This window comes from Arthrobacter sp. TJ-178, from assembly GCF_058269275.1.
Genome location: NZ_JBZCNK010000002.1, coordinates 625136 through 647315 on the forward strand (window position 1 = coordinate 625136; position 22180 = coordinate 647315).

The window sequence follows — 22180 nt, forward strand, 5'->3', positions numbered from 1 at the left end:
CGCGCGGGGCGCGCCACCGACACCCGGCCGGTATTGCGGGCCACTGGCGGCGCGACTCTCGGAATCGTGGCGACCCCGCAACCTGCTGCGGATGCCACCATGTTAGGTAGCATGGTCTTTGAATCTCGAGTCGTAGCGCTGGATCCTTGCGCCCGGAGATGGAAAACCCATGGATCCAGATCCTACCCAGAACGAGGCCAAGAAATTCCCCTATCAACCTTTCCCCAACCCAATAACTCCCTCCTTTACGATCAGCTGTGTTTACTCGGATACAGTGGCACAAAAGAGGGCGTCGTCTCGAAAATATACGCCCATGGTTATGTCGTATCGGTGGACCTCGGAAAGACACCAGCCACGGTGGACTATGGCAACAAGATTCAGATCGGAAGACGAACCACTTCGAATTTGGGTCAGGCAGAATCCCTGGTTGTCCTTGAATGTGTTAATAGGCTACTGGAACAAGGATATAATCCCAACTCCATCCTACTGGAAAAGGCATTCAGGGTCGGACGCAACGATAAGTACCTTGATATTCAGGTGCTTGATGAGCGTTCGAAGTCTTACATGCTGATTGAATGTAAGACTTGGGGTGAAGAGTACAACAAAGAAAAAGAGCGCTTGCTCCAGCCCAACGGCGGTCAGGTGTTCTCATACTTCATACAGGAGCGAGACACGCGCATATTCGTGGTTTATGCGTCCCGAATTCGTTTGGACGGGACAGAATTACAATATGAAGCGGTCGACACTGTCGGTATCACCGGCTCCAACCTTCAGCAAGTCTATGATTCATGGACGAAGGAAACCTTTTCGAGTGGACTTTTCGATGCCCTCCCATATGAACGCATTGAAACGCGGCTCCGCATTTCGGATCTTCGAGACATGTCCGAAGCTGATGGCGGACGTATCTTCAATGCTTTCACAGAAATACTCCGCAGACATACAGTATCCGACAAGCCGAACGCTTTTAATAAAATCTTTAACTTATTCATATGCAAGATAAACGACGAAGAAAAAACAGGCCACGAATTTCTGGAATTTCAATGGGGTGGACAGGAAACAGCAGTAATTGTTTTAGACCGCCTAAATAACTTGTACCAGAGAGGCCTCAAGCAATACTTGGAATTGGACGTCGAGGATCTCAGTTCGGAAGGCCTTCACGGCGCAATAGAAAATCTTAGTCACGAACAACAATCTCAGCTCCGAGCAATGTTTTCGAAGCTCAGGCTTTTCAAAGACAACGACTTTAACTTTATTGAAATATACGATGACCGTTCTTTCGAAAGAAATGCAAGTATCGTTAGGGATGTCGTGCGCTTACTACAAGGCATTAGACTGCGATATACGCATAAACATCCGTTTATGGGGAATTTCTTTGAGCGGTTGCTAAACACCGGTGTAAAACAGGAATCCGGACAATTTTTCACGCCTATCCCGATCGCCCGCTTCATCACAGATAGCCTGCCATTTGAGGAGATGATTGAAAAGAAAATAACCGCCGGAGAGTCCAACTTTCTTCCCTACATTATTGACTATGCCTCCGGCAGCGGCCACTTTCTTACGGAAGGAATGGAACGCCTTGAACAAATACTGCAGAACTTGCGATCTTCGGAGTCCGTAAACCTCAACCGGTCACAATCATCGAATTTGTTGAGCTGGTCTCACGACTATGCTTGGGCCCGCGAGTTCGTCTACGGCGTAGAAAAGGACTATCGGCTTGCAAAAACCGCGAAAGTTAGTTGCTTCCTGAATGGCGATGGACTAGCCAATGTTATCTGTGCAGACGGATTGGGTAACTTTGACACTGATCCCGATTACATCGGGCATCAGGGACTGCTCCACAGGAAGGTGAACCCCACAGGCAGGTCCAAACGTGATAACCAGGTGTTTGATGCCGTCATGGCGAACCCACCGTTCTCAGTGAAACAATGCAAGATGATGACGGTGGATGTCAGCACTTCTTTTCAGCTCGCCTCAAGGCTGACAAACGAATCTGACGAAATCGAATGCCTGTTTCTGGAACGGACTGCGCAGCTGCTGAAAGTCGGCGGAGTTGCCGGAGTTATTTTTCCAACGTCTCTTCTTTCGAATAATGGTATTGAGACCGATGCTAGGCGCATCCTCATTGATCAGTTTGAAATCCTAGGGATCACCTCATTTGGCAGTTCAACCTTTATGATGACGGGCACACCCACGAGTTGCCTATTTCTTAGGAAACGCCCCGGCGATGCGGGCCACCTGGCAGACATGGCGGTGGAAAAGTTCCTAACAAGCCGCAAGGATCAACAAAGGGACAATATGTTCCATGTTTTCCTAGGTTACGTCAAGCAGGTTACGGGAGTCGACACATTAGAGGATTATTTCGGGATTGTTGATAATCCCTCAGACTATAGTGATATTCGACTAATCAGAGACTACGCTTTTGCGTTTGAACAGAGTTCGGTCATAAAGAAAATGAGTAAGTCAAAAGGGTATCGCGATGGATCTAAGGTAGCGCAAAAACTCTTAGAGAGAGAGTTGTTTCGATCGTTTATCCAAGCTTCAGAAAGGGACAGGCTAAGGGTTTGGTATTTGGCGGCGGGCCAGAACGTTGTAACATCAATTGCCCCTGCACCCAAGGCACAACAGGAGGCCTTTCTAGGATATCGATTTAGTGACCGTAGCCGCCATGAGGGCATGATGTATCTGTCCGGTTCTGATGTCATTGACAGCCCGCTTTTAGATCAAGAGCAGAGAAACAATCCCGATAAGATCAGTAGTCTGATTCGCGACAATTTTCTCGGCAAGCTCGATCTTGCCGTGCCTTCGACACTTCAGGCTCACACGACGATTTTACCTTTATGTGATCTCATTGAATTCGACGCAATGCCCTTCCAGGTATCGCTGAGGACGGCGCGTCGAGCGGATAGAGAGGTTTACTCTGCGAAGACAGTCAAACTGGGCCACATCGCGGAGGTCGTAATCGGTGGCACTCCGTCCACGCAAAAACCCCAGTACTATAGGGGCGGCACAAATACATGGCTGAGCGTAGCGGACCTCAAGAAGGGGGGTGTTGTTTCCTCCTCAACAAGAATGATTACAGACCACGGAGTTGCGGACTCTAATGTGAAGCTCATTCCAGCAGGAACGGTTTTACTCAGCTTCAAGCTGACTATTGGTGCTACTGCAATTGCCGGAAAAGATCTCTATACAAATGAGGCTATCGCTGGACTCATTATTCGACCAGCGTGGGTAAGTCCAGGAACCGATAAAGATATTCACGTCACGCCAGAGTATTTAAACGCTTTGTTTACTTTGTTCCCGGAGGAAGTATTGAAGCACGGAGACAGCGGAAGTAAAAAAATTGGAAAGAGTCTGAATAGTTCATACCTTATGCAGCTAGATATTCCTGTGCTTCCAGCGCATAACCTCCGCGGTTTCATGAGGATATTTGAGGATTCAGCCCTCAGCCTTGATGTAAAACGTGACAAGCTCAGAACGGAATTGTGGTGAGACTGGGGGCAACGCACCATCACGCCCGACGGGTTGTCGGGCACCGGCTCACACTTGGAGACGCCAGCTGCCTGCGTTGGTGTCCCGTGGATCCCACAACGCCGTCAGGCATCGGGCATCGTCAACCAGCCGTTGCACACTGCCCGAGCAAATCCTCCTCTAAGTGGGTAGAAAGACGTTCCCAGCAAACATCCACTGATCCATGATCACCTTGACAGGACGCCGTGCCTGTGACGTCTCCACTGCTTCATCTGTCTTGAGGATCCACTGCTGGGGCTGGGCGGCTGTCAACATGCGTCTGTCACTGAGCGTCGCTATGATTAAGAAGCAGAGAATCCGAGCATAGGTAAACACTTTGCATCGCCCAGGAGACGAAAGATATGAACCCCACCAGCAAAGAACATCAGCGCGCCGAGCTTCACAAAACCATTTGGCGCATCGCTAATGATCTACGGGGTTCGGTTGACGGGTGGGATTTCAAAAGCTACGTACTCGGGGTGCTCTTCTATCGGTTCATTTCCGAGAACCTCACTGCATACATCAATAATGGTGAGCACGAGGCCGGCAACTCGCGCTTCGACTATGCTCTGCTGCCGGATGAGGAGGCAGAGCTCGGCCGCGCGGTAACTGTGGAGGATAAGGGTTTCTATATTCTGCCGTCGGAGCTGTTTCGGAATGTGCGTAGGCATGCAGTCCATGACGAGAACCTGAACGAAACACTCGCCCGCGTATTTAGGAACATCGAAGGCTCGGCCGTTGGCAGTGATAGCGAGTACGATCTCAAGGGTCTCTTCGATGATCTGGATGTGAACAGTTCTAAGCTGGGCAACACTGTTGCCAAGCGCAACGAGAAACTTGTCAAACTCCTGGACGCCATCGGAGACCTACCCTTGGGGAACTTCGAGGAACATTCGATTGACCTGTTCGGCGACGCGTACGAGTACTTGATGCAGATGTATGCCTCCAGCGCGGGCAAGTCCGGTGGCGAATACTACACACCGCAGGAAGTCTCCGAGCTCCTGGCCCGTATCACCGTCGTTGGAAAGACCTCGGTGAATAAGGTGTACGACCCGGCCGTAGGTTCGGGATCTTTGCTGCTGAAGTTCGACAAGATCCTGGGTAGAGGCAACGTCCGCCAGGGCTTCTACGGCCAGGAGATCAACCTAACCACCTATAACCTGGCCCGGATCAACATGTTCCTGCATGACGTGAACTACGAGAAGTTCAACCTCGCCCACGGCGACACTCTCCTGGAACCAGCACATTGGGATGACGAACCGTTTGAGGCGATTGTCTCTAACCCGCCCTACTCCATCAAATGGGACGGTGACGCGAACCCGCTGCTGATTAACGACCCGCGCTTCGCCCCGGCGGGTGTGCTGGCCCCAAAGTCGAAGGCAGACCTTGCCTTCACGATGCATATCCTGTCTTGGTTGGCAGTTGACGGAACCGCAGCGGTAGTTCATCTCCCCGGGGTGCTCTACCGTGGAGGTACCGAGGCTAAAATCCGTAAATACCTAGTCGATAACAACTATGTCGATGCCGTGATCCAGTTGCCGCCGGACCTGTTCTTCGGCACCACGATCGCCACCTGCATCATCGTGCTTAAGAAATCCAAGAACGATAACTCCGTGCTTTTTGTCAATGCCTCCGGTGAGTTCACGCGTGTAGGTAACAAAAACAAACTCGTTACAACTCATCAGCAGGCGATCCTTTCTGCCTTCACTGGCCGTGGGGATGCCGAGCATTTCGCCAAACTCGTACCGAACGAAGTCATAGCCAACAAGGACTACAACCTCGCTGTCTCCACCTACATCGATGAGAGGGATACACGCGAATTAATCGACATCTTAGAAATTAACGCGAATATCTCAAAGATCGTCTCGCGCCAGGCTGAGTTGCGAACTGCTATCGATTCCGTCGTCACCGACTTGGAGAAACAACTGAACCTCATTGACGACTTGATCGACCGAGCCTCCTCCGACCGTGTCCAATTCGTGCCCCTAGGCGAACTTCTGGACTACCAACAGCCCACGAAGTATCTAGTGGAGTCGACGGAGTATGATGATACGTTCACGACCCCAGTCCTCACTGCCGGGCAAACTTTTATCTTGGGTTACACCGACGAGGTCGACGGAATTTACCCCGCTTCGCCAGAAAGCCCTGTGATGATATTCGACGACTTCACTACCGCATTTAAATGGGTGGATTTCCCATTCAAGGCGAAATCCTCGGCGATGAAGATGCTCAGGCCAAAGCCGGGAGCACCAATTGACTTCCGCTTCGTATATTTTGCAATGAGTAGAATTCGCTTCAGGCCGCAAGATCACGCCCGTCACTGGATCTCCAAATACTCAAGGTTCCGAATTCCTGTACCCCCTCTTGATGTACAGCGGGAAATCGTGCGGATACTGGATCAGTTTACGCAGTTGGAGGCGGAGCTAGGAACCGAGATTGAATCCCGTCGGTGCCAATATGAGCATTGCCGTGAACGGTTACTCACCTTTACCGAGCCCGACGTATGACTGTGTCTCCCCCACGCAAGTACGATCCGATAGCCGTCTCGAACGAAAGCACGGTCGTTGCCGAGTACGTTCCTGACTCGAAAGCAGAAAGCGCGTATCAGTCGGAGGCCGACCTCGAACGTGAGCTGATCCGTCTGCTTCAATCCCAGGCCTACGGGTATCTACCCATTACGTCCGAGGAACAGCTCACTGCCAATCTCCGGACCCAACTTGAGGCCCTCAACCACATCTCTTTCTCGGACAGCGAGTGGCAGCAATTCTTCGCGGAGCGCCTCGCCGGGGCGAATGAGGGCATCGCTGAGAAGACGGTCCGTATCCAGGAAGACCACGTTCAGCTGCTGACACGAGACGACGGCTCGGTCAAGAACATCCTCCTGATCGACAAGCAGAATGTTCACAACAACCGGCTCCAAGTCATCAATCAGTACGAAACCCCTCAGGGTGAGGGTGCCGGGAACTACGCAAACCGCTACGACGTAACCGTTCTGGTTAACGGGCTGCCAATGGTCCACATCGAACTCAAGCGTCGCGGTGTGGACATCCGCGAGGCCTTCAACCAGATCGATCGGTACCAGCGCGACAGCTTCTGGGCGGGCTCCGGCCTTTTCCAGTACGTACAGCTATTCGTCATCTCCAACGGCACGCTAACCAAGTACTACTCCAACACCACGCGCCGCCAACACATCAGCGAGATGACGGGCAAGAAGCGCGTGCGCAAAACGTCGAACTCCTTCGAATTCACGTCATGGTGGGCCGACGCCCAGAACAAGCCCATCCAAGACCTGACGGCCTTCGCCAAGACGTTCTTCGCCAAGCACACGCTGCTCAACATTCTGACCAAATACTGTGTGCTCACGGCCGACCGCATGCTGCTGGTCATGCGCCCGTACCAAATCGTCGGGACCGAACGGATCCTGCAAAAGATCGAGATCTCCACCAATTACAAACAGCTCGGTACGACGGCGGCCGGCGGGTACGTCTGGCACACCACAGGGTCGGGTAAGACGCTGACGTCGTTCAAAGCAGCCCAGCTCGCGTCCAAAATGCCGTCGGTGGATAAGGTGCTGTTCGTCGTCGACCGCAAAGACCTCGACTATCAGACGATGCGCGAGTATGACCGCTTCGAGAAGAGCGCCGCAAACTCGAATACCTCCACGGCTGTGCTGAAGAAACAGCTCGAGGACCTCGGCGCGAGGATCATCATCACGACGATCCAGAAGCTCTCCACCTTTATCAACGCCAATAAGGGCCACGCCATCTACAACGGGCACGTGGTCATCATTTTCGACGAATGCCACCGCTCCCAGTTCGGTGACATGCACACCGCTATCACTAAAGCCTTCAAGCGCTACAACCTGTTCGGCTTCACCGGGACGCCGATCTTTGCCGAGAACGCCGGCAGCGGCGGAAACCCGAAACTGCGGACCACCGAGCAGGCGTTTGGTGAGAAGCTTCACACCTACACCATCGTCGATGCCATCACGGACAAGAACGTCCTGCCGTTCCGCATCGACTACGTGAACACGGTCAGGGTCGGCAATGTGGCCGACAAGCAGGTCTCGGCCATCGATACGGAGACCGCGTTGCTTGCCCCTGAGCGGGTCCGCAAGATCGTGGAGTACACCCTCGAGCACTTCGACCAAAAGACAAAACGAGACGAGGCCTACACGCTGGGCGAGAAGCGGGTTCGCGGATTCAATGCCCTGTTTGCAACCGCGTCAATTCCCGCGGCTCGACGGTACTACCAGGAGTTCCAGGCCCAGCAGAAGGGGCTACCTTCAGACCGGAAGCTGAAGATCGGCCTGATCTACTCCTATGGTGCGAACGAGGCCGTGGAAGACGGTGCGCTCGACGAAGAGGAGTTCGACACAGGACACCTGAGCAATGATGCTCGGTCTTTTCTAGAGGACGCCATCGCCGACTACAACGCGATGTTCGGCACTTCGTTCGACACCACTGCCGACCGGTTCCAGAACTACTACAAGGACCTTTCACTTCGGCTCAAGCAGCGGGAGATCGACGTCGTCATCGTCGTCAACATGTTCCTGACAGGGTTCGACGCGACGACGATGAACACCTTGTTCGTGGACAAGAATCTCAGGGCCCACGGGCTGATACAGGCCTTCTCGCGAACCAACCGGATCCTCAACTCCGTCAAGACGTACGGCAATATCGTCTCGTTCCGTGACCTTGAGCAGCAGACCAACGACGCCATTGCCCTTTTCGGCAATAAGGATGCGCGCGGCGTCGTCCTCCTGAAGCCGTACCCGGAGTACTACAGCGAATACCAGGAGAAAGTGGACGAGCTTCTCGCTGCCTATCCCCTCGGGTCGCCGATCATCGGAGAGTCTGCGCAGAAAGAGTTTATTGCCCTGTTCGGCGCTATCCTGCGCTTGCAGAACATCCTGACCTCGTTCGACGAGTTCACCGGTAACGAGATCCTCACGGACCGTCAGGGCCAGGACTACCGCAGTGTGTATCTGGACCTGTACGCGGAGCTCCGCAAGGAACAGACCGCTGACAAGGAGCAGATCAACGACGACGTCGTCTTCGAAATCGAGTTGATCAAGCAGGTAGAGATCAACGTTGATTACATCCTTATGCTCGTCCAGAAGTACCGCGAGCAGCGTGGTGACGGTGAGGACAAGGAGATACGGGCCGAGATCACCCGAGCCGTGGATGCCAGCCCAACTCTGCGCAATAAGAAGGACCTGGTGGAAGCCTTCATCGACCGGGTGTCTATCACCGGAGAAGTCGATGAGGATTGGAAAGCCTTTATCGAAGAACGCCGCGAAAGCGAGCTCGAGAAGATCATCGAGGCGGAGAACCTACGTCCCGAGGCCACTCGTACTTTTGTTGACATGGCTTTTAGCGATGGGAGTATTCAGGTGGCTGGTCCGGCGATCACTAGGGTATTGCCTCCGGTGTCTCGCTTCACTCCCACCGGTGGTCTCGGTGAGAAGAAGCAGCGGGTTTTGGTGAAGCTCGGCGAGTACTTCGATCGTTTCTTTGGACTCGTCTCGGCTCGAAGCGACTGACGCGCCACACATTTTAGGTAGTGGCAGACCTGCGTCCTGCGTGATCTGGGCAGGCGGCGATTCATCTGTGATGAATACTTGTGCCCGCAGAACATCCAGCGGGAACCAGCCAGTTCCAGCGAGGACACTGTCCGCTTCCCGACGCCCTGGTGTCCGCAGGCGTCAGATCCCAGTCAGGGTTACGGAAGCAGACGGGGCTCTCCACCGGTTTGTTGATGTCGCGCACAAGGATGAGCTCCCCCACAAAGTTACTATGGGTGCGGCTAGCCGCAATTCTGTGCGTCGCACTTTATTAGCAGGGGGATCTTAACGTGAGCGATACATCAAAGAGTGAGGGAACCTTCTTCTCACGCGCATTCTGGCATGGAGGGGCCGACGGTCGACAAGTGGGCGACTTTCTCATCCCAGGAATTGAAGTACCAGGTTACAAGAATATTTTGCAAAAGAATGTCCAAGGAGATGCTCACGGAGTATCGACCTGACTTCGTATACATCACCACCGATAAGGACCTCGCTTTCGACTATGCCGTTCAGTTCAGCCAGCTGGGACCTGCTGCCCTCTATAAAGTTGTTCCCGAGCGCGTTGACCATGACCCTGATTACCCGCTTGGTATCTGTTCCGCTGTTCTCGCGCGCAAGTCGTCTCTCTAGAAGAGCACGAGTTCTCGCCTGACACCCCGCTCTCCGGGGCGAGTTTGCGGCATCAAACTTGGAGCGATGGATCTAGGCTTTACTCCGATGATGGGTTTTCTCTTCCCAATAGAGCGCAGTCAAGCCTCGGCGTCACGCCCGAAGACTTGCGCGGCCTCGGATACAACGCAGATTTCACGGACATCAGTAGCCAAATCTCGAAGGTTGTCGCGGAACGAAATCCTGGAATCACACGCGATGTCATCATGAAAGTGATGCGGGACGTCGGAGATCCCTCCGTTTCGAAGTAGCTCACCGCGGATTCGGACCACGAGCCATCAACCTGCGCAGGCTTACACGGTCCGTAACGCGCGGATGACGGGCCTTAGCGAGCCACCGCGCTGGCATCGACGTATACATCCGCCGGCATCGGCCGCTGCAACTTCCACGTGATCGCGATGGGTTTCGATCCAGTGTGCTGCATGTAGTCCAGCTGGCCCAGGCAGACATACGGCATCGTCATTCCCGAATCATCGTTTTCGCGCGTCCGGGTAAACAGCAGGATCTGGGTGCCGGCAGCCTTGTGGTCCAAATACCGCTGGCCCACGGGGCTGGAGGGAGACGTGCTGTTCTGTGATTCCCAGTGGAACACGTTGGGGCCCATCGCGTAGTCCTTGTACATAATGCTTGCGGCGCGGTCCTTGGCGTCCTTGTCCACGGTGACGAAGAAGGCATCCGTCTGGGTTTCTTCACACCAGGCCACGCCTTCGCGGTGACGCGCTTTCCGGCCGTCCACCGACAAGTACCCCAGAGCAGCCAGAACTTCTTCACGCCGGTAGGTTGCGTGCGAGTGCAGGGGCACCTGCTGCAGTCCGCGGCCCAGGCCCTTTGGCGAGTAGCGGGACCGTGCGACGCCGAGCGCCACCAGCTGCCGGATTTCTTCGCACACATCCGGGAAACCGCGCAGGAAATCCAATCCGGCGTCATAGGACGTGAACTTGAGGCCTTCCGGCCACAGCACGAAAAAGAGCATGCGAGCAAAGGTCTGCTCGCGCGGACCCAGGTCTTCGTATCGAGGGGCCTTCTGGGATACCAGCATGGCGTACGCGTCCGCGCGTTCCGGATCATCCACGCACAGCAGCGTGGTCATGCGGCGCAACAACAGAGTCTCTTCGGCGACGGACCGCTGCTCCCCGTTGGCCAGGGCAGGCACCGGGATGGAAGGTGCTTCCTGCAGGCCCGCTGTCCGCACCAAAGAAGTCCAGGACTCGCCCGTTTTCCGGTAGACGTCTTCAAGCTCAAGTTCGGATTTCTCCAGGAAATTCGCCAGCAGCGTTTCTCCGTGGAAGCGGATGTCGGCAATGAGCCGGGGCCGGTTGGTGCGCAGCTGGTCACGCAGATTATCCAGAATGATTTGCTGGGAAACCCTGTCCAGGACGATCTGTGAGCCGGACGGCAGGAACGGAAAGCCAGTCACAAGTGCTTTTTGAAGGCCCTTCCGTCGGAGTCCGGTAATGGCATGGAGTTTGTTGTCAAAGCGGAACTCACGCCGCTGCTGACCGATGAAATCCAGCACTGTGAGCACCGCTTTGTCTTTGAACCGGCGCAAACCCCGACCCAGCTGCTGCAAGAAGATGGTGGAGCTTTGCGTGGGACGCAGCATTAGGATGGTGTCGATCTCCGGAAGGTCGAGTCCTTCGTTGAAGACGTCCACGGCGAAAATGCAGTTGATCTCTCCCTTGCGCAGCCGGCGAAGGGCAGCTTCGCGGTCCTCTTCCGGCGTCTGGCCCGACACGGTGAGCGACGGGATTCCCGCCCGGTCGAACACATCGGTCATGTAGTTTGCATGCTGGACGGAGACGCAGAAGCCCAGCGCTCTCATCTCTCCAACGTTCGTGACGGTGCGCTGGAGTTCGGCGATAACCTTCGCGGCGCGCGCGTCGTTCCCGGTGTAGAGGTTGCTAAGCTGCGCCGTATCGTAACTGCCGCGTTTCCATTCCAACTGGCTCAGATCGACGTCGTCCGCCACGCCAAAGTAATGGAACGGAACCAGCAAATTTGCTTCCAGGGCATCCCAAAGCCGCAGTTCGCTGGCCACCCGGCCGTCAAAGAACTCGTCGGCAACGTTGATGCCGTCGCCCCGTTCGGGGGTTGCCGTCAGTCCGACAAGCTCGGCCGGTTCCAGGCGGTCCATGATGCGGCGGTATGTGGGCGCGTCGGCATGGTGAAACTCGTCAATGACGACGACGTCGAAGCTGTCCGGGCTGAGCGTCTCCACACGCTTGGACGCCAAAGACTGCACACTGGCGAAGACATGTTTCCATTCAACTGGCTTGTGTTTTCCCACGAAAAGCTCACCGAAGTTACCGTCCTGCAAAACGTTGCGGAAAGTGGTGAGGGACTGGGCCAGGATTTCCTTGCGGTGGGCCACGAACAACAACGAAAGCCTCCGCCCGGCCGCTTCACACAGGCGTTTGTAGTCAAGGGCAGCGAGAACGGTTTTTCCGGTTCCGGTTGCTGCAACAACCAGGTTGCGGTGGTGACCGTGAACTTCCCGTGCCGCGTCCAGCTCTTCCAGCATTCCCTCCTGGTGCGGGTGCGGCTTAAGTTCCAGGCCTGTGGCACCCTGCGGGATGAAGGTTTTCTTTCCGTTGTTCGCCGCCAGCGCTGCGTCCAGCTTCTCGCCGTCCCGGTCCGGGTCATAGGGCTGAAACTCGGGCCGCTCCCAGTAGCTGTCGAACGTTGCTTCAAACTTCTGCAATACCTCGCGCGTTCCCACGGAGGACAGTTTGACGTTCCATTCCAGTCCCTCAAGCATCGCCGCGGAGCTAAGGTTGGAGCTGCCCACGTAGGCAGTATCAAAGCCGGAATGTCGGCGGAAAAGCCAGGCTTTGGCGTGCAGCCTGGTGGCGTGGATTTCGTAGTTGATGCGTACTTCGGCGCCGTACGTGAGGACGAGCTCATCGATGGCGCGACGTTCGGTGGCACCCATGTAGGTGGTGGTGAGAACCCGCAGCGGAATCCCGCGCTCTTTGAGCTCTTTGAGGGATTTGTCCAGCAGCCGCAGGCCGGACCATCTGATAAATGCGCACAGCATGTCCACGCGGTCGGCGGATCCCAGCTCGGCATTGAGCTCCGATGAAAGGCTGGGATCATCTCTGCCGTTGGTCAGCAAGGCAGCGTTGCTGAAAGAGGTTGACGGGCGGCGCAGCTGACGACGTCGCAGCCCGTCCGGAGCGAACAGCGACGTCAGCTGCTGAGGTCCGGGCTGAACCGTTGAAGCGCCGTGGACACCAGTAAGGATGCTGTTGGCCAGGGCTACCCGGTCTTCAGGCTTGGCTGCGGTCAGCGCCTGCCGTGCCTGAGCCGCAATGTAGGTTGCCAGAACCTCGGGCGACGAATCTTCCGGCACGCTCTCGAAAGCTGGTTGCAGCTCCGGAATTGTCGTAATCCGTTTCGTGAGTTCATCGGTGCGCAGTGATTCGTAGAGACCTTCCGCCAGAAACTCCGGCTCTCCCCCATTGGTGTTCAGCAATTCTTTCCAGCCTCTTGTCGTAACCTGCAGCCTCTGAAGGAGCTGTTTCTCCGATGAGCTTATCCTCACGTCATTCACCATCACTCGGAAGCTCATCAACAGGCCACATAGCTCAGGGCAACCGGTGGCTCAGCTGGCTCCTTATTTCCTCCGTACCCCAAATAACCGTGCGAGGCGTGCCCAGAATCCGTCCTTGTGGGAGGGAATACCGCCTTCACTCGCCACTTGCGAAACAGGCTCGCCCTCAACGAATTCCGAAGCGCTGCGTCTGCTCCCTCCGGACGGCTCCTCGCGGTGACCGATAGGAGCTGCGTCTACCAAACCGGCACGGTCTGCATTGCGGTCATCCGGTGCGGGAGTGGCAGCTGCGTTGTGCAAGGCCATTGCAGCCACCGGCGCCTCGGCGAGGAGTAAGCCTCCTGCGGTGCTCGCTTCCGTTTTGACTACCTCGAACGGGTCACCCGTAAACGCCGAAGGGACAGCATGTATCAACTCCAGGAAGTCCGCTTCCGTCAGAACTGTGATGTCTTGTCCTGCTGCCATATAGGCGGCGGCTTTGCGTTCCTTTGTCGTGCCATTTTCAAGATCAATGGCGTCGTGATCTTTAACTTCACCGATGACCAGAAATCCGGTCTTCTTAGTCACGCCCTTCCCATTAGTGCCTCCAACAGCAGCGATTCGTTCCATCGCCTCCCACCGTTCGAGGGAGTCCAGATCGCCGGACATAATGATCTGCCGGCCGTAGAACGGGTGGGAGGGATCTGCCGTCAAATCGGGCTGGGGAAGGTCAGCTAGTGCACTCCGGTGTCCGAGGCTGAAGGATGACGACTTTACCGAGCCACCCCCCGAAGTCGCTTTGGCTTCCGCCACCGGCCAGAGGGCGAACAAGTCGTTCAGTCCATGCTGCTTGGCGAGCGCCAGAACCACCTGCGCACAAGCCGCCGAATCGGCGCCCGCACTGTGATGGTCAAATGGATCTACTCCCAGTTCAGCGGCCACGAGGGGAAGGCTGTACTTTTCCATCACCATAAGCCGCCTCGACAGTGCCAGAGCGCAGTGAAAAGCGTTGGCAGGAGGAGTGAGCGAGCTGAGGCGGCTTGCTTCCAGTATTGCGGATTTGTCGAACGGAGCGTTGTAAGCAACCAGAGGAAAGCCTTCTGCCAGAGTCTCGATGGCATCGAGGGAGTCTTCCCAGGTGTTCGCATTCTTCACCATTTCCGGCGTTATCCCGTGAATCTCGATATTCCGAGGCTCAAAAGAATCCAGCCCTGTGGGAGGCTGAACGTGCCATTCCAATGACCTGGTGATCTCACCGTTCCTGACCAGCGTCAGTCCGACAGCGCAGACTGATCCACGCTGACGGTTTGCGGTTTCCACGTCAATGACAGTGAAGTTCAGACTGCCCAAGGTTCCTCCTGTGATGTCTCATCGATACCGGGACACCTGCATGTTGGAGGGCGCTCGTCAATGGGGCTACCAGTTTATGGCATGGCAGACCATGGCCAGGTTCAGCTGGCTTCTGGCCGGCTCACGCCGCAGGTGCTGCGAGCAGCGCGGCCAGCGGAACCTCCATCACCCCGCCGTTCAGCACACGGATACTGCTGACCTGTGAGCTCGGAGAGGGTGAGCCGGAGCCAAGCCAACCCTGTCCGAACACTCCCGAATCTTGTACTGGCCCCTTATTCAAACTTCCGGAAAATAAACAACAGCACTTCCTCCAACCCGGCCAAATTCCGTCCACAACGGTTGACCATGGCCAGCCACCCCCTTAGCGTCCCTTCTACACTCGCGCCGCCGCATCACCACTAGGTGCGGCACAGACACGGCTGGGTGCCCGGCTCGATGACGGCCGGGCACCACCAGCTGCATCACCGCATGTTTCCGATGCGCTGATTATGAGCAGCACCCTGCCGCGGCCAGAGGTGGCCGCGGCCCGTATGAGGGATCATCCATGCAGATAAGGAACAAAACTGCCACAGCCCTTCTCGCCTCCATAGCCCTGCTGGGCGTGGCCATCTCACCGGCCGCCGGGTACCGCGGTGACGCGCCACCGGGCAGCAAACTGCCAAACCTCCCTGCCCCCGCCGAGTACTTCGGCTTTGAAATGGGCGACGAGGGGCGGCTCGCATCGTTCGCGGACATCAGCGACTATTTCGAGACAATTGCCGCACAGTCCCCGGAAGTGGACTACGAAGTGGTGGACCGCACCACTGACAACAACGAATATCCCATCCTTCGGCTGAGCAGCGAGGAGAACCTGCAGCGGCTGGATCAAATCCTTGCCACCAATGAGCGCCTCGCCGATCCCGACGCGATGGTCACCGAGGCCGCCGCCGCCGGAATGGAGGAAGAAGACTACGCGCGCAAGGTCGCCGCGGGGACCGTCCCGGTCTATTACATTGAGGCCTCCATCCACGCAACGGAAGTCGGAAACACGCAGGCGCTGGTCGACGTCGTCCACCGTCTGGCCACCGAAGACTCCGCGGCCATGAACAAGATCCTGGACGAGATGGTGGTGCTGATCGTCCCCTCCGCCAACCCCGACGGGCAGCAGATGGTGGTGGACTACTTCAACGAGACCGCTGGTACGGCCTACAACCGGGTGTATCCGGATCTGTACCACACCTATGCGGGGCACGATAACAACCGTGACTGGTTCATGTTCACGCAGAAGGAATCCCGGACCCGGGTGATGCTGGAGCAGAAATACCGTCCCGTGGTGCAGCACTACATGCACCAGGCCGGGACCAACAGTCCCCGGATCTGGACCCCGCCCTATGACGAGCCGCTGTCCACGGCCGTGGATCCCATCGCCATCTCCTCCTCGAACGCGCTGGGCCAGTTCACCCAGCGTGACCTCGTGGCTGAAGGACTGAAGGGCGTGAAGTCCGACGATGCGTACGGCATCCTCTGGAACGCCGACGTCGCCGGCTACGGGACGTTCCTGGGCACCTCCACTTTCCTGACCGAGATTGCTTCCGTTAGCGACCTGGCCTATCCCTTCACCGGGGAAGGCGTGCTGGAACCGGTCGACAAAACCATGCGCTCTCCCCTGCCCTACGATTCCAACACCTGGACGCTGAAGCAGATTGTCCGGTACGCCACCGCGGCGGCCTTCTCCGGAATGAACACGGTCGCCTCGGATCCCCAGTCCTGGCTGCTGAACAACCTCTACCGTGTGAACAGGAACAGTGTTGACTGGGAGGGCGGCCCGTACGCCTATGTGGTGCCCAGCGGCCAGCGCGACCCCTACGCGGTGTATGACATGATGCGGATCTTCGACATCGGCGACGTCGAAATCGAGCAGGCCAAGGCCCCCTTCACCGCTGAGGGCCAGGAATTCGCCGCCGGTTCCTACATCCTGCGGACCCAGCAGCCGCTCGGCCGCTGGGTGGACCAGCTGCTGCGCATCGACGAGTATCCGGACAGTGCCCGCAAATGCGACGACTGCCCGCTGATCATGCCGTACAGCGAAACGACCGACAACATCGCCCTGTTCATGGGCGTGAATGTTGCCGCGGTTCAGGAGCCTTTCGAAGCCGCGACCCGGCAGGTGCGCGAGATCCGGCAGGAACGGGTTCAGATGCCCCGTCCGCCGGGTCGAGACGGTGCCTACATCCTCAGTGCCGAGTCCTACGGCCTGGGCCGGATCATTGACGAACTGCAGGACGCAGGCGTGGATGCGTACCGTGCTGCCGGTCCAATCACCGTGGACGGACGGGAATTCGCTCCCGGTGCACTGATGGTTCCCGCCAGCGAGCGCGGTGCCCGCGGTACGCTCACCCGTGCCATCCGCGAAACCAGCCTGCCGGTCTACGCCACGGCGCAGATGCCGGCAACCGACGCGGTCAAGCTCGCGGAAAATACCCGGATCGGCCTGGTCCGGGGCGCCAACAACATGCCCGGCGGCTGGTTGATGTGGATGATGGACCAGTTCGGCACGAACTACGAAGTGGTCGAAGCTGCGGACTACGCCAATCTGTCCGACAAGTTTGATTCCATTGTGCTCGCACCGGGAATCTCGACCGAACGGCTGACCACCGGGCTGGACACCACCAAGTACCCGGAGGAATTCGCGTGGGCTGCAGGGGTGCCGGATGCACCCCAGAAACTCGCCGAGTTCGCCGCACAGGGCGGCAGCATCCTGGCGCTCGGCTCATCGTCCCTCACCGCGGCCTCAGCCATGAGCCTGCCGGTGGAGAACATCACGCCGACGGACCGCGCGTCGTTCATGGTTCCCGGCACCCTGCTGGCCCAGAACTATGACACCTCGGCCCCCGCGGCCTGGGGCATGCCGGCGTCGTGGCCCACGTGGTTCAACAACGACGCCGCCTTCCGCCTTACCGGGGAGGGAACCTCGGTTTCGCAGTACCCGGCCGAAGGCAACCCGCTGGTCAGCGGCTATGCACTGGGCGCAGAAGCGATCAACGGGGCAACGAACATTGCCTCGTTCGACGTCGGCGAGGGTGACGTGACCATCGCCGGCGGACACATCACCTTCCGTACCTGGCCGAGGGCGTCCTGGACGGTGGTCACCAACGCCATCTACAACGGCGCGGGCACCGAACTGACAGCCGAGGAAATGGCAGGAGTATTCGGTAAGGGCGGCCGCTAGCAGCAGCTTCAAAGGATTCCCGGGCCGGGGCAGCAGTCCTCGGCCCGGGAATTCCCGCGTCCGCACCGCCGTCGTAGTTCCAATCCCACTTTCCCGCGCCGGTCACCGCTAGGCTGGCGCTGAAGCATGCATCCGCCCGCAGCGGGCGGGCACACCGCGAGCGCCGTCACGGCGACATGTCTCTAGGGGGAACAACATGAGTGAACCGACGCAGCCCAACAACCAATCCGGGAACAACCCCGGACCGTGGAATCCCGGCCAGCCGGCGCCCGGTCAGGGCGGACAGCCAGGACAGCCGGGTCAGCCGGGCCCGGACCAGGGCGGACAGGCCTACCCCGGCACCCCGGGCAACTACACCTACCCCGGGTCCGGCTCCCCGGCACAGGGCAACTACGCCTACCAGGGCAATCCCTTCGGGCAGACGCCTCCGGCTGAAGATCCCGCCCGTCCCAAGCAGGTGGATCAGGCGTTCTGGCTGCTGATCGCGAGCGCAGTCCTGGGGCTGATCGCCCTGCCGCTTGCCCTGGTGTACGTGAACTCCCCCGAATATCTCGACACCATGGAAGAAACGCTGCGGAACGCCGGACTGGATGTCGATTCCGAGTCCCTGGCCAACGGTGTTGCCGCCGGCACCTTGACAGCCGTGTTCTCCGGCATCCTGGGCCTGGCAGTTCGGGTGGCGCTGGCCTTGCTGGTCCGCGCCGGATACAACTGGGCACGCATCGTCATCACGATCTTCGCCGTTTTCTCGCTCCTTGGACTCATCGGCCTGTTCTCTACCGGGACGCTCTCCGGGATCCTCACGCTGCTGGCCACCCTGGCCACCATCGCCGCCGTCGTGCTGCTGTGGATGAAGCCCTCCGGCGAATACTTCACCAAGAAGAAGGCCTACCGTCAGGCCAAGAAGTTCGGCAACTACTCGGCGTAGTTCAGATCAGTTGCAGGGAGGGGTGCCGGCTGTCCGCAGCCGGCACCCCTCCTTTCTTGTCTGACTCCGCTACCCCACGGCCCGTTTCCCCACCTGCCCAAACGGACCCTCACCCGCAAACGCATACTTGGCAAACCTCTCCCCGATCAGCCGGTGCGTGGCGCTGTCCGGGTGCAGCGCATCGGGCAGCGGATGCTTGTCGGCATCGGCCGCCCCGTACAGTTCAGTCCCGTCCAGGTAATACAGGTTCGCGTCCTCGGACCGGCGCTCCACCAGGGACGCCAGCGCCTCGCGGATCACCCGCAGCGTCAGCTGCCCGGCCGCCACGCCCGCCGGCGACCCGGTGGCAATGAACTTCACCTGGTCCGTGGCGAACGACGCCGGATCAAACGCGCCGGGCCCCGGAGTGTCCTCATGGATCCCGCAGAAAATGGGCGACACGAGCAGCAGCGGCGTCTCCGGATGCCCCTCGCGGATGGTGTCCAGGAACCCGTGCACCGCGGGCACAAACGCCCGCAGCCGCATCGCATCCAGGTTCACCACGTTGATGCCCAGCTTCACGCTGATGACGTCGGCGGGGGTATCGCGCATCACCTGGGCGGTGAAGGGGTCGACGACGGCGCTTCCGCCCAGGCCCAGATTGTGCAGTTCCACGCCGCCCAGCTGCGCCGCCACGGCGGGCCAGATGCCCGACGGCGTTGCCGCGTTGGATCCGTGGCTGATGGAACTGCCGTGGTGCAGCCAGACCGGCCGGTCCGGGCGGTGCGGCTCCACCGGCGCGTCGCTGCGCAGTTCCACCAGCTCCACCGACTCGTTGTGCGGCAGCCAGATTTCCACCAGCTTGGACCCGGCCGGCAGCCGGGAAAACACGCTGGTGTGCGAGGGCCCGTCAACCTGCCGGATGGCCCCGGTGGACATGTTCACCTCGGTAAACGAGCCTCCGCTGAGTTCGTCGCTGTGCATCAGCTCGCCGTCGACCACCAGGTCCACGTGGCCGCGCGGCCGGTCGGCCCCGAGGTAGACCACCCGGGTGGGATGGATGACCAGCTCCAGCTGCTCCGCCGTCGTCGAGAAGACCAGCCGGATGCCGGAGGGCTGTGACTCGGCCATCAGCAGCTGCGGGTCCGGGAAACGCGTGCGCACCTTCGTCGGCAGGCGGTGCGGCCGCAGTCCCCGCGGAGTTGTTTCAAGTTCCGCAGCCCCGTGAACGAGCTCGGGAGCAATGGCAGTGGAAATCATGGTGCCTTTCATGAGGGGTCAGTGGATTGCAGACAGGCAACATTAGTGCATCCGGCCGCCCGGCCTTTCCGGCAGGGAACCTGCCAGTGGACCCGGCGGGAGAGCTGAGAGGAGACTTATGACCCGCCTGCGGACCGCCGGTAACTGCTGGCCGTGAAGCCAAGGACCTCCCGGAACGCCGCCGCCAGATGCGCATGATCGGCGTAGCCCAGTTCGGCGGCGATGTCCGCAATCGGAGTTGCCGGATTCAGCCGCACACGTTCCGCCGCCTCCTGCAACCGGTACCGACGGATCATGGCCAGCGGAGGCAGTCCCACATGCCGCCTGGCCAGTCTCTGCACCGTCCGGACCGAGATCCCCAGCTGCTCGGCAGCCTGGTCCACCCGGAGCAGCGCCGTGTCCGCCTGAATCACGTCCTCCAGCCGGTTGGCCAGCAGTGCGTCGGCACTGGGGGCCGGGACGTTGTCTTGCAGCCAGCGGGCTGCCGCCGCCACCGCGGCAGCACGACGGCGGGACGCGCCGCCATCGTCGTCGCGGGCTTTGCTGTCGGGTTCGTCGTCCGCCGACATGGCAGCTGAGACGGCCGCGAGCAGCTCCGGAGCCTCCACTTCGATTTCGGTATCGCGGAGGCTCCCCGGGTCCTGGACGAACACCGGCACCGCCGCCGGACGCAGTAGCATCCCCACCGCCCAGCCCCGTCCGGACAAATCACGGAACGAACGTCGGGTCGCCGGGCCGGAGAGCGTGACGCCGTCGGGCTGGACCACGAGGTTCAGTGCCGGAAAGGGAAGGACTTCCTGCCGGGACACCCGTCCCGGTGCCAGGTTCCACTCTGGGATCCAGAACCAGCGCACCCGGTCCGCGAGCTCCTCCGCCGGGAGAATACGGTGGAAGACGGGCAGCCGCGCCGGGTACAGCGTGCCCCGCCACTGCTCCTCCACCGCTCCCCCTCCCTCGCTGATACTGCCCGAGCTGTACCTGTCGCGAATCTTCAAGCCCCGCCCCGGAGGCGCTGCCTACTCTGACACCATGACTACAACAAACAGCCCCAGTTCAGCCCCAAGCTCGCCTTCAACCACAGAAACGTCCAACGCTCCGGCTTCCCCGGCCTCCACCACGGCCGGCGTCACCGGTGACCACACCACCGGGGGCATTCCGCACGGCGTCACCGCCCTGACCCCGTTCCTGGCCGTACCGGATGCCCGGGCCGCCATCGACTTCTACCGCGATGTCTTTGGCGCCCGGACGGCGGACGTCACGGAGATGGGAGGTGTGGTGGTGCACGCCGATCTGGACTTCGGCAGCGGCCGGCTGCAGCTGGGCGAACCGAACCCTCAGTACGGGCTGGTTCTGATGCCGGCCGGAGACGAGGACTGCTACTCGATGGGCCTCTACTGCGCCAATGTCGATGAAACGGTGGCCAGGGCCGAGGCCGCCGGTGCAACCATCCGTGAACCGCTGAGCACGTTTGTTTCCGGGGACCGGTTCGCGAGCATCCGCGACCCGTTCGGCGTCCGCTGGTCGATCATGAGCCGTGTCGAGGACCTGTCCGAGGAGGAAAGCGCACGCCGTGTTGCGGAATGGGCTGCGGAGCAATCCGGCTAGGAACTGGTCGGACTAGGAATCCTGCCCTTCGATGCTGATCATCCAGCTGGTGCCGAACTTGTCATTCAGCATGCCGAACATGTCGCCCCAGGGTGCCTTTTCCAGGGGCAGCGTCATCTGGCCGCCGTCGAGCAGCTTGTCCCAGTAGCCGCGCAGCTCCTCGCCGTCGTCGCCGCTCAGGGAAATCGAATAGCTGCTGCCCTCATCCAGCGCCATGCTGGCCGGAGTGTCAGAGCCCATCAGGACAAACCCCTTGTCCGTCTTCAGGGACGAGTGCATGATCTTGTTGGCCTCGGCGGGGTCTTCGGACATGTTCATGTCGCCGAAGGTGCTGCTTTCCAGGGTTCCGCCGAACACGCTCTGATAGAACTCCATCGCCTCCCGGGCATTGTCCCGGAAGCTGAGATAGGGATTCATGGTGCTGGACATGGCGATCTCCTTCAAACTCGTTGCGGTCGGATACCAGCCAGATTAGGCGCGGCATGCGTCGGGAGGAAGAGGTTTGGGATCCGATGGCCGCTCCGGTCGGATGACGGATCGACTACTCACCTCTAGACCGGAGTGCCCTGCGTCACC

The 22180-nt window shown here is 58.9% G+C and carries 12 protein-coding genes and 1 pseudogene; 7 read left to right on the top strand and 6 right to left on the bottom strand.

Translation table 11 applies throughout. The annotated features are described in order from the left end of the window. The first annotated feature begins 66 nt into the window (after positions 1-66). The 4 genes and pseudogenes from AC4D2Q_RS09150 to AC4D2Q_RS09165 all read left to right on the top strand — a co-directional run bounded on the left by AC4D2Q_RS09150 (position 67) and on the right by AC4D2Q_RS09165 (position 9052). Entirely contained in the window at positions 67-3489 is a 3423-nt protein-coding gene (locus AC4D2Q_RS09150; protein ID WP_490946144.1) for an N-6 DNA methylase, read from the top strand. Positions 3490-3869: 380 nt separating this feature from the next. After that, positions 3870-5426: pseudogene (locus AC4D2Q_RS09155) on the top strand (type I restriction-modification system subunit M); the annotation flags it as partial. 108 nt (positions 5427-5534) lie between these two features. Further along, a complete protein-coding gene (locus AC4D2Q_RS09160) occupies positions 5535-6014 on the top strand; it encodes a restriction endonuclease subunit S (RefSeq protein WP_490946224.1) in 480 nt (159 codons plus the stop codon). After that, the gene (locus AC4D2Q_RS09165; protein WP_490946145.1) at positions 6011-9052 is read left to right on the top strand and encodes a type I restriction endonuclease subunit R; all 3042 of its coding nucleotides are present in this window, start codon (positions 6011-6013) and stop codon (positions 9050-9052) included. Before AC4D2Q_RS09160 ends, AC4D2Q_RS09165 begins: the two co-directional genes overlap by 4 nt. A 1015-nt stretch (positions 9053-10067) precedes the next feature. Here AC4D2Q_RS09165 and AC4D2Q_RS09170 read toward each other — a convergent pair. The 3 genes from AC4D2Q_RS09170 to AC4D2Q_RS09180 form a co-directional block, all read right to left on the bottom strand. Further along, complete coding sequence (locus tag AC4D2Q_RS09170) at positions 10068-13184, bottom strand: DEAD/DEAH box helicase (RefSeq protein ID WP_490946225.1); 3117 nt, start codon at positions 13182-13184, stop codon at positions 10068-10070. A gap of 174 nt (positions 13185-13358) precedes the next feature. Next, the gene (locus AC4D2Q_RS09175) at positions 13359-14624 is read right to left on the bottom strand and encodes an exonuclease domain-containing protein (protein WP_490946146.1); all 1266 of its coding nucleotides are present in this window, start codon (positions 14622-14624) and stop codon (positions 13359-13361) included. 121 nt (positions 14625-14745) lie between these two features. Next, entirely contained in the window at positions 14746-14874 is a 129-nt protein-coding gene (locus AC4D2Q_RS09180; protein ID WP_490946147.1) for a hypothetical protein, read from the bottom strand. Positions 14875-15168: 294 nt separating this feature from the next. Between AC4D2Q_RS09180 and AC4D2Q_RS09185 the strand changes: the two genes are divergently transcribed. Next, positions 15169-17832, top strand: a complete 2664-nt coding sequence (locus AC4D2Q_RS09185; RefSeq protein WP_490946148.1) for a M14 family metallopeptidase — start codon at positions 15169-15171, stop codon at positions 17830-17832. A 196-nt stretch (positions 17833-18028) separates the two neighbouring features. Continuing rightward, positions 18029-18760, top strand: a complete 732-nt coding sequence (locus AC4D2Q_RS09190) for a hypothetical protein (RefSeq protein WP_490946149.1) — start codon at positions 18029-18031, stop codon at positions 18758-18760. Positions 18761-18829: 69 nt separating this feature from the next. On the opposite strand, the gene AC4D2Q_RS09195 is transcribed toward AC4D2Q_RS09190, so the two are convergent. Both AC4D2Q_RS09195 and AC4D2Q_RS09200 read right to left on the bottom strand, forming a co-directional pair. Further along, positions 18830-20011 carry a GDSL-type esterase/lipase family protein gene (locus tag AC4D2Q_RS09195; protein ID WP_490946150.1) on the bottom strand — a complete coding sequence of 394 codons (1182 nt, stop codon included), beginning with the start codon at positions 20009-20011 and terminating at the stop codon, positions 18830-18832. 104 nt (positions 20012-20115) lie between these two features. Beyond that, positions 20116-20994: a helix-turn-helix domain-containing protein gene (locus AC4D2Q_RS09200; protein ID WP_490946151.1), complete on the bottom strand. Its 879-nt coding sequence runs from the start codon at positions 20992-20994 to the stop codon at positions 20116-20118. Between the two features lie 34 nt (positions 20995-21028). On the opposite strand from AC4D2Q_RS09200, the gene AC4D2Q_RS09205 reads away from it, so the two are divergent. Beyond that, positions 21029-21604, top strand: a complete 576-nt coding sequence (locus AC4D2Q_RS09205) for a VOC family protein (protein WP_490946152.1) — start codon at positions 21029-21031, stop codon at positions 21602-21604. A gap of 12 nt (positions 21605-21616) precedes the next feature. On the opposite strand, the gene AC4D2Q_RS09210 is transcribed toward AC4D2Q_RS09205, so the two are convergent. Further along, positions 21617-22033, bottom strand: a complete 417-nt coding sequence (locus tag AC4D2Q_RS09210) for a VOC family protein (protein WP_490946153.1) — start codon at positions 22031-22033, stop codon at positions 21617-21619. Positions 22034-22180 lie beyond the last annotated feature (147 nt).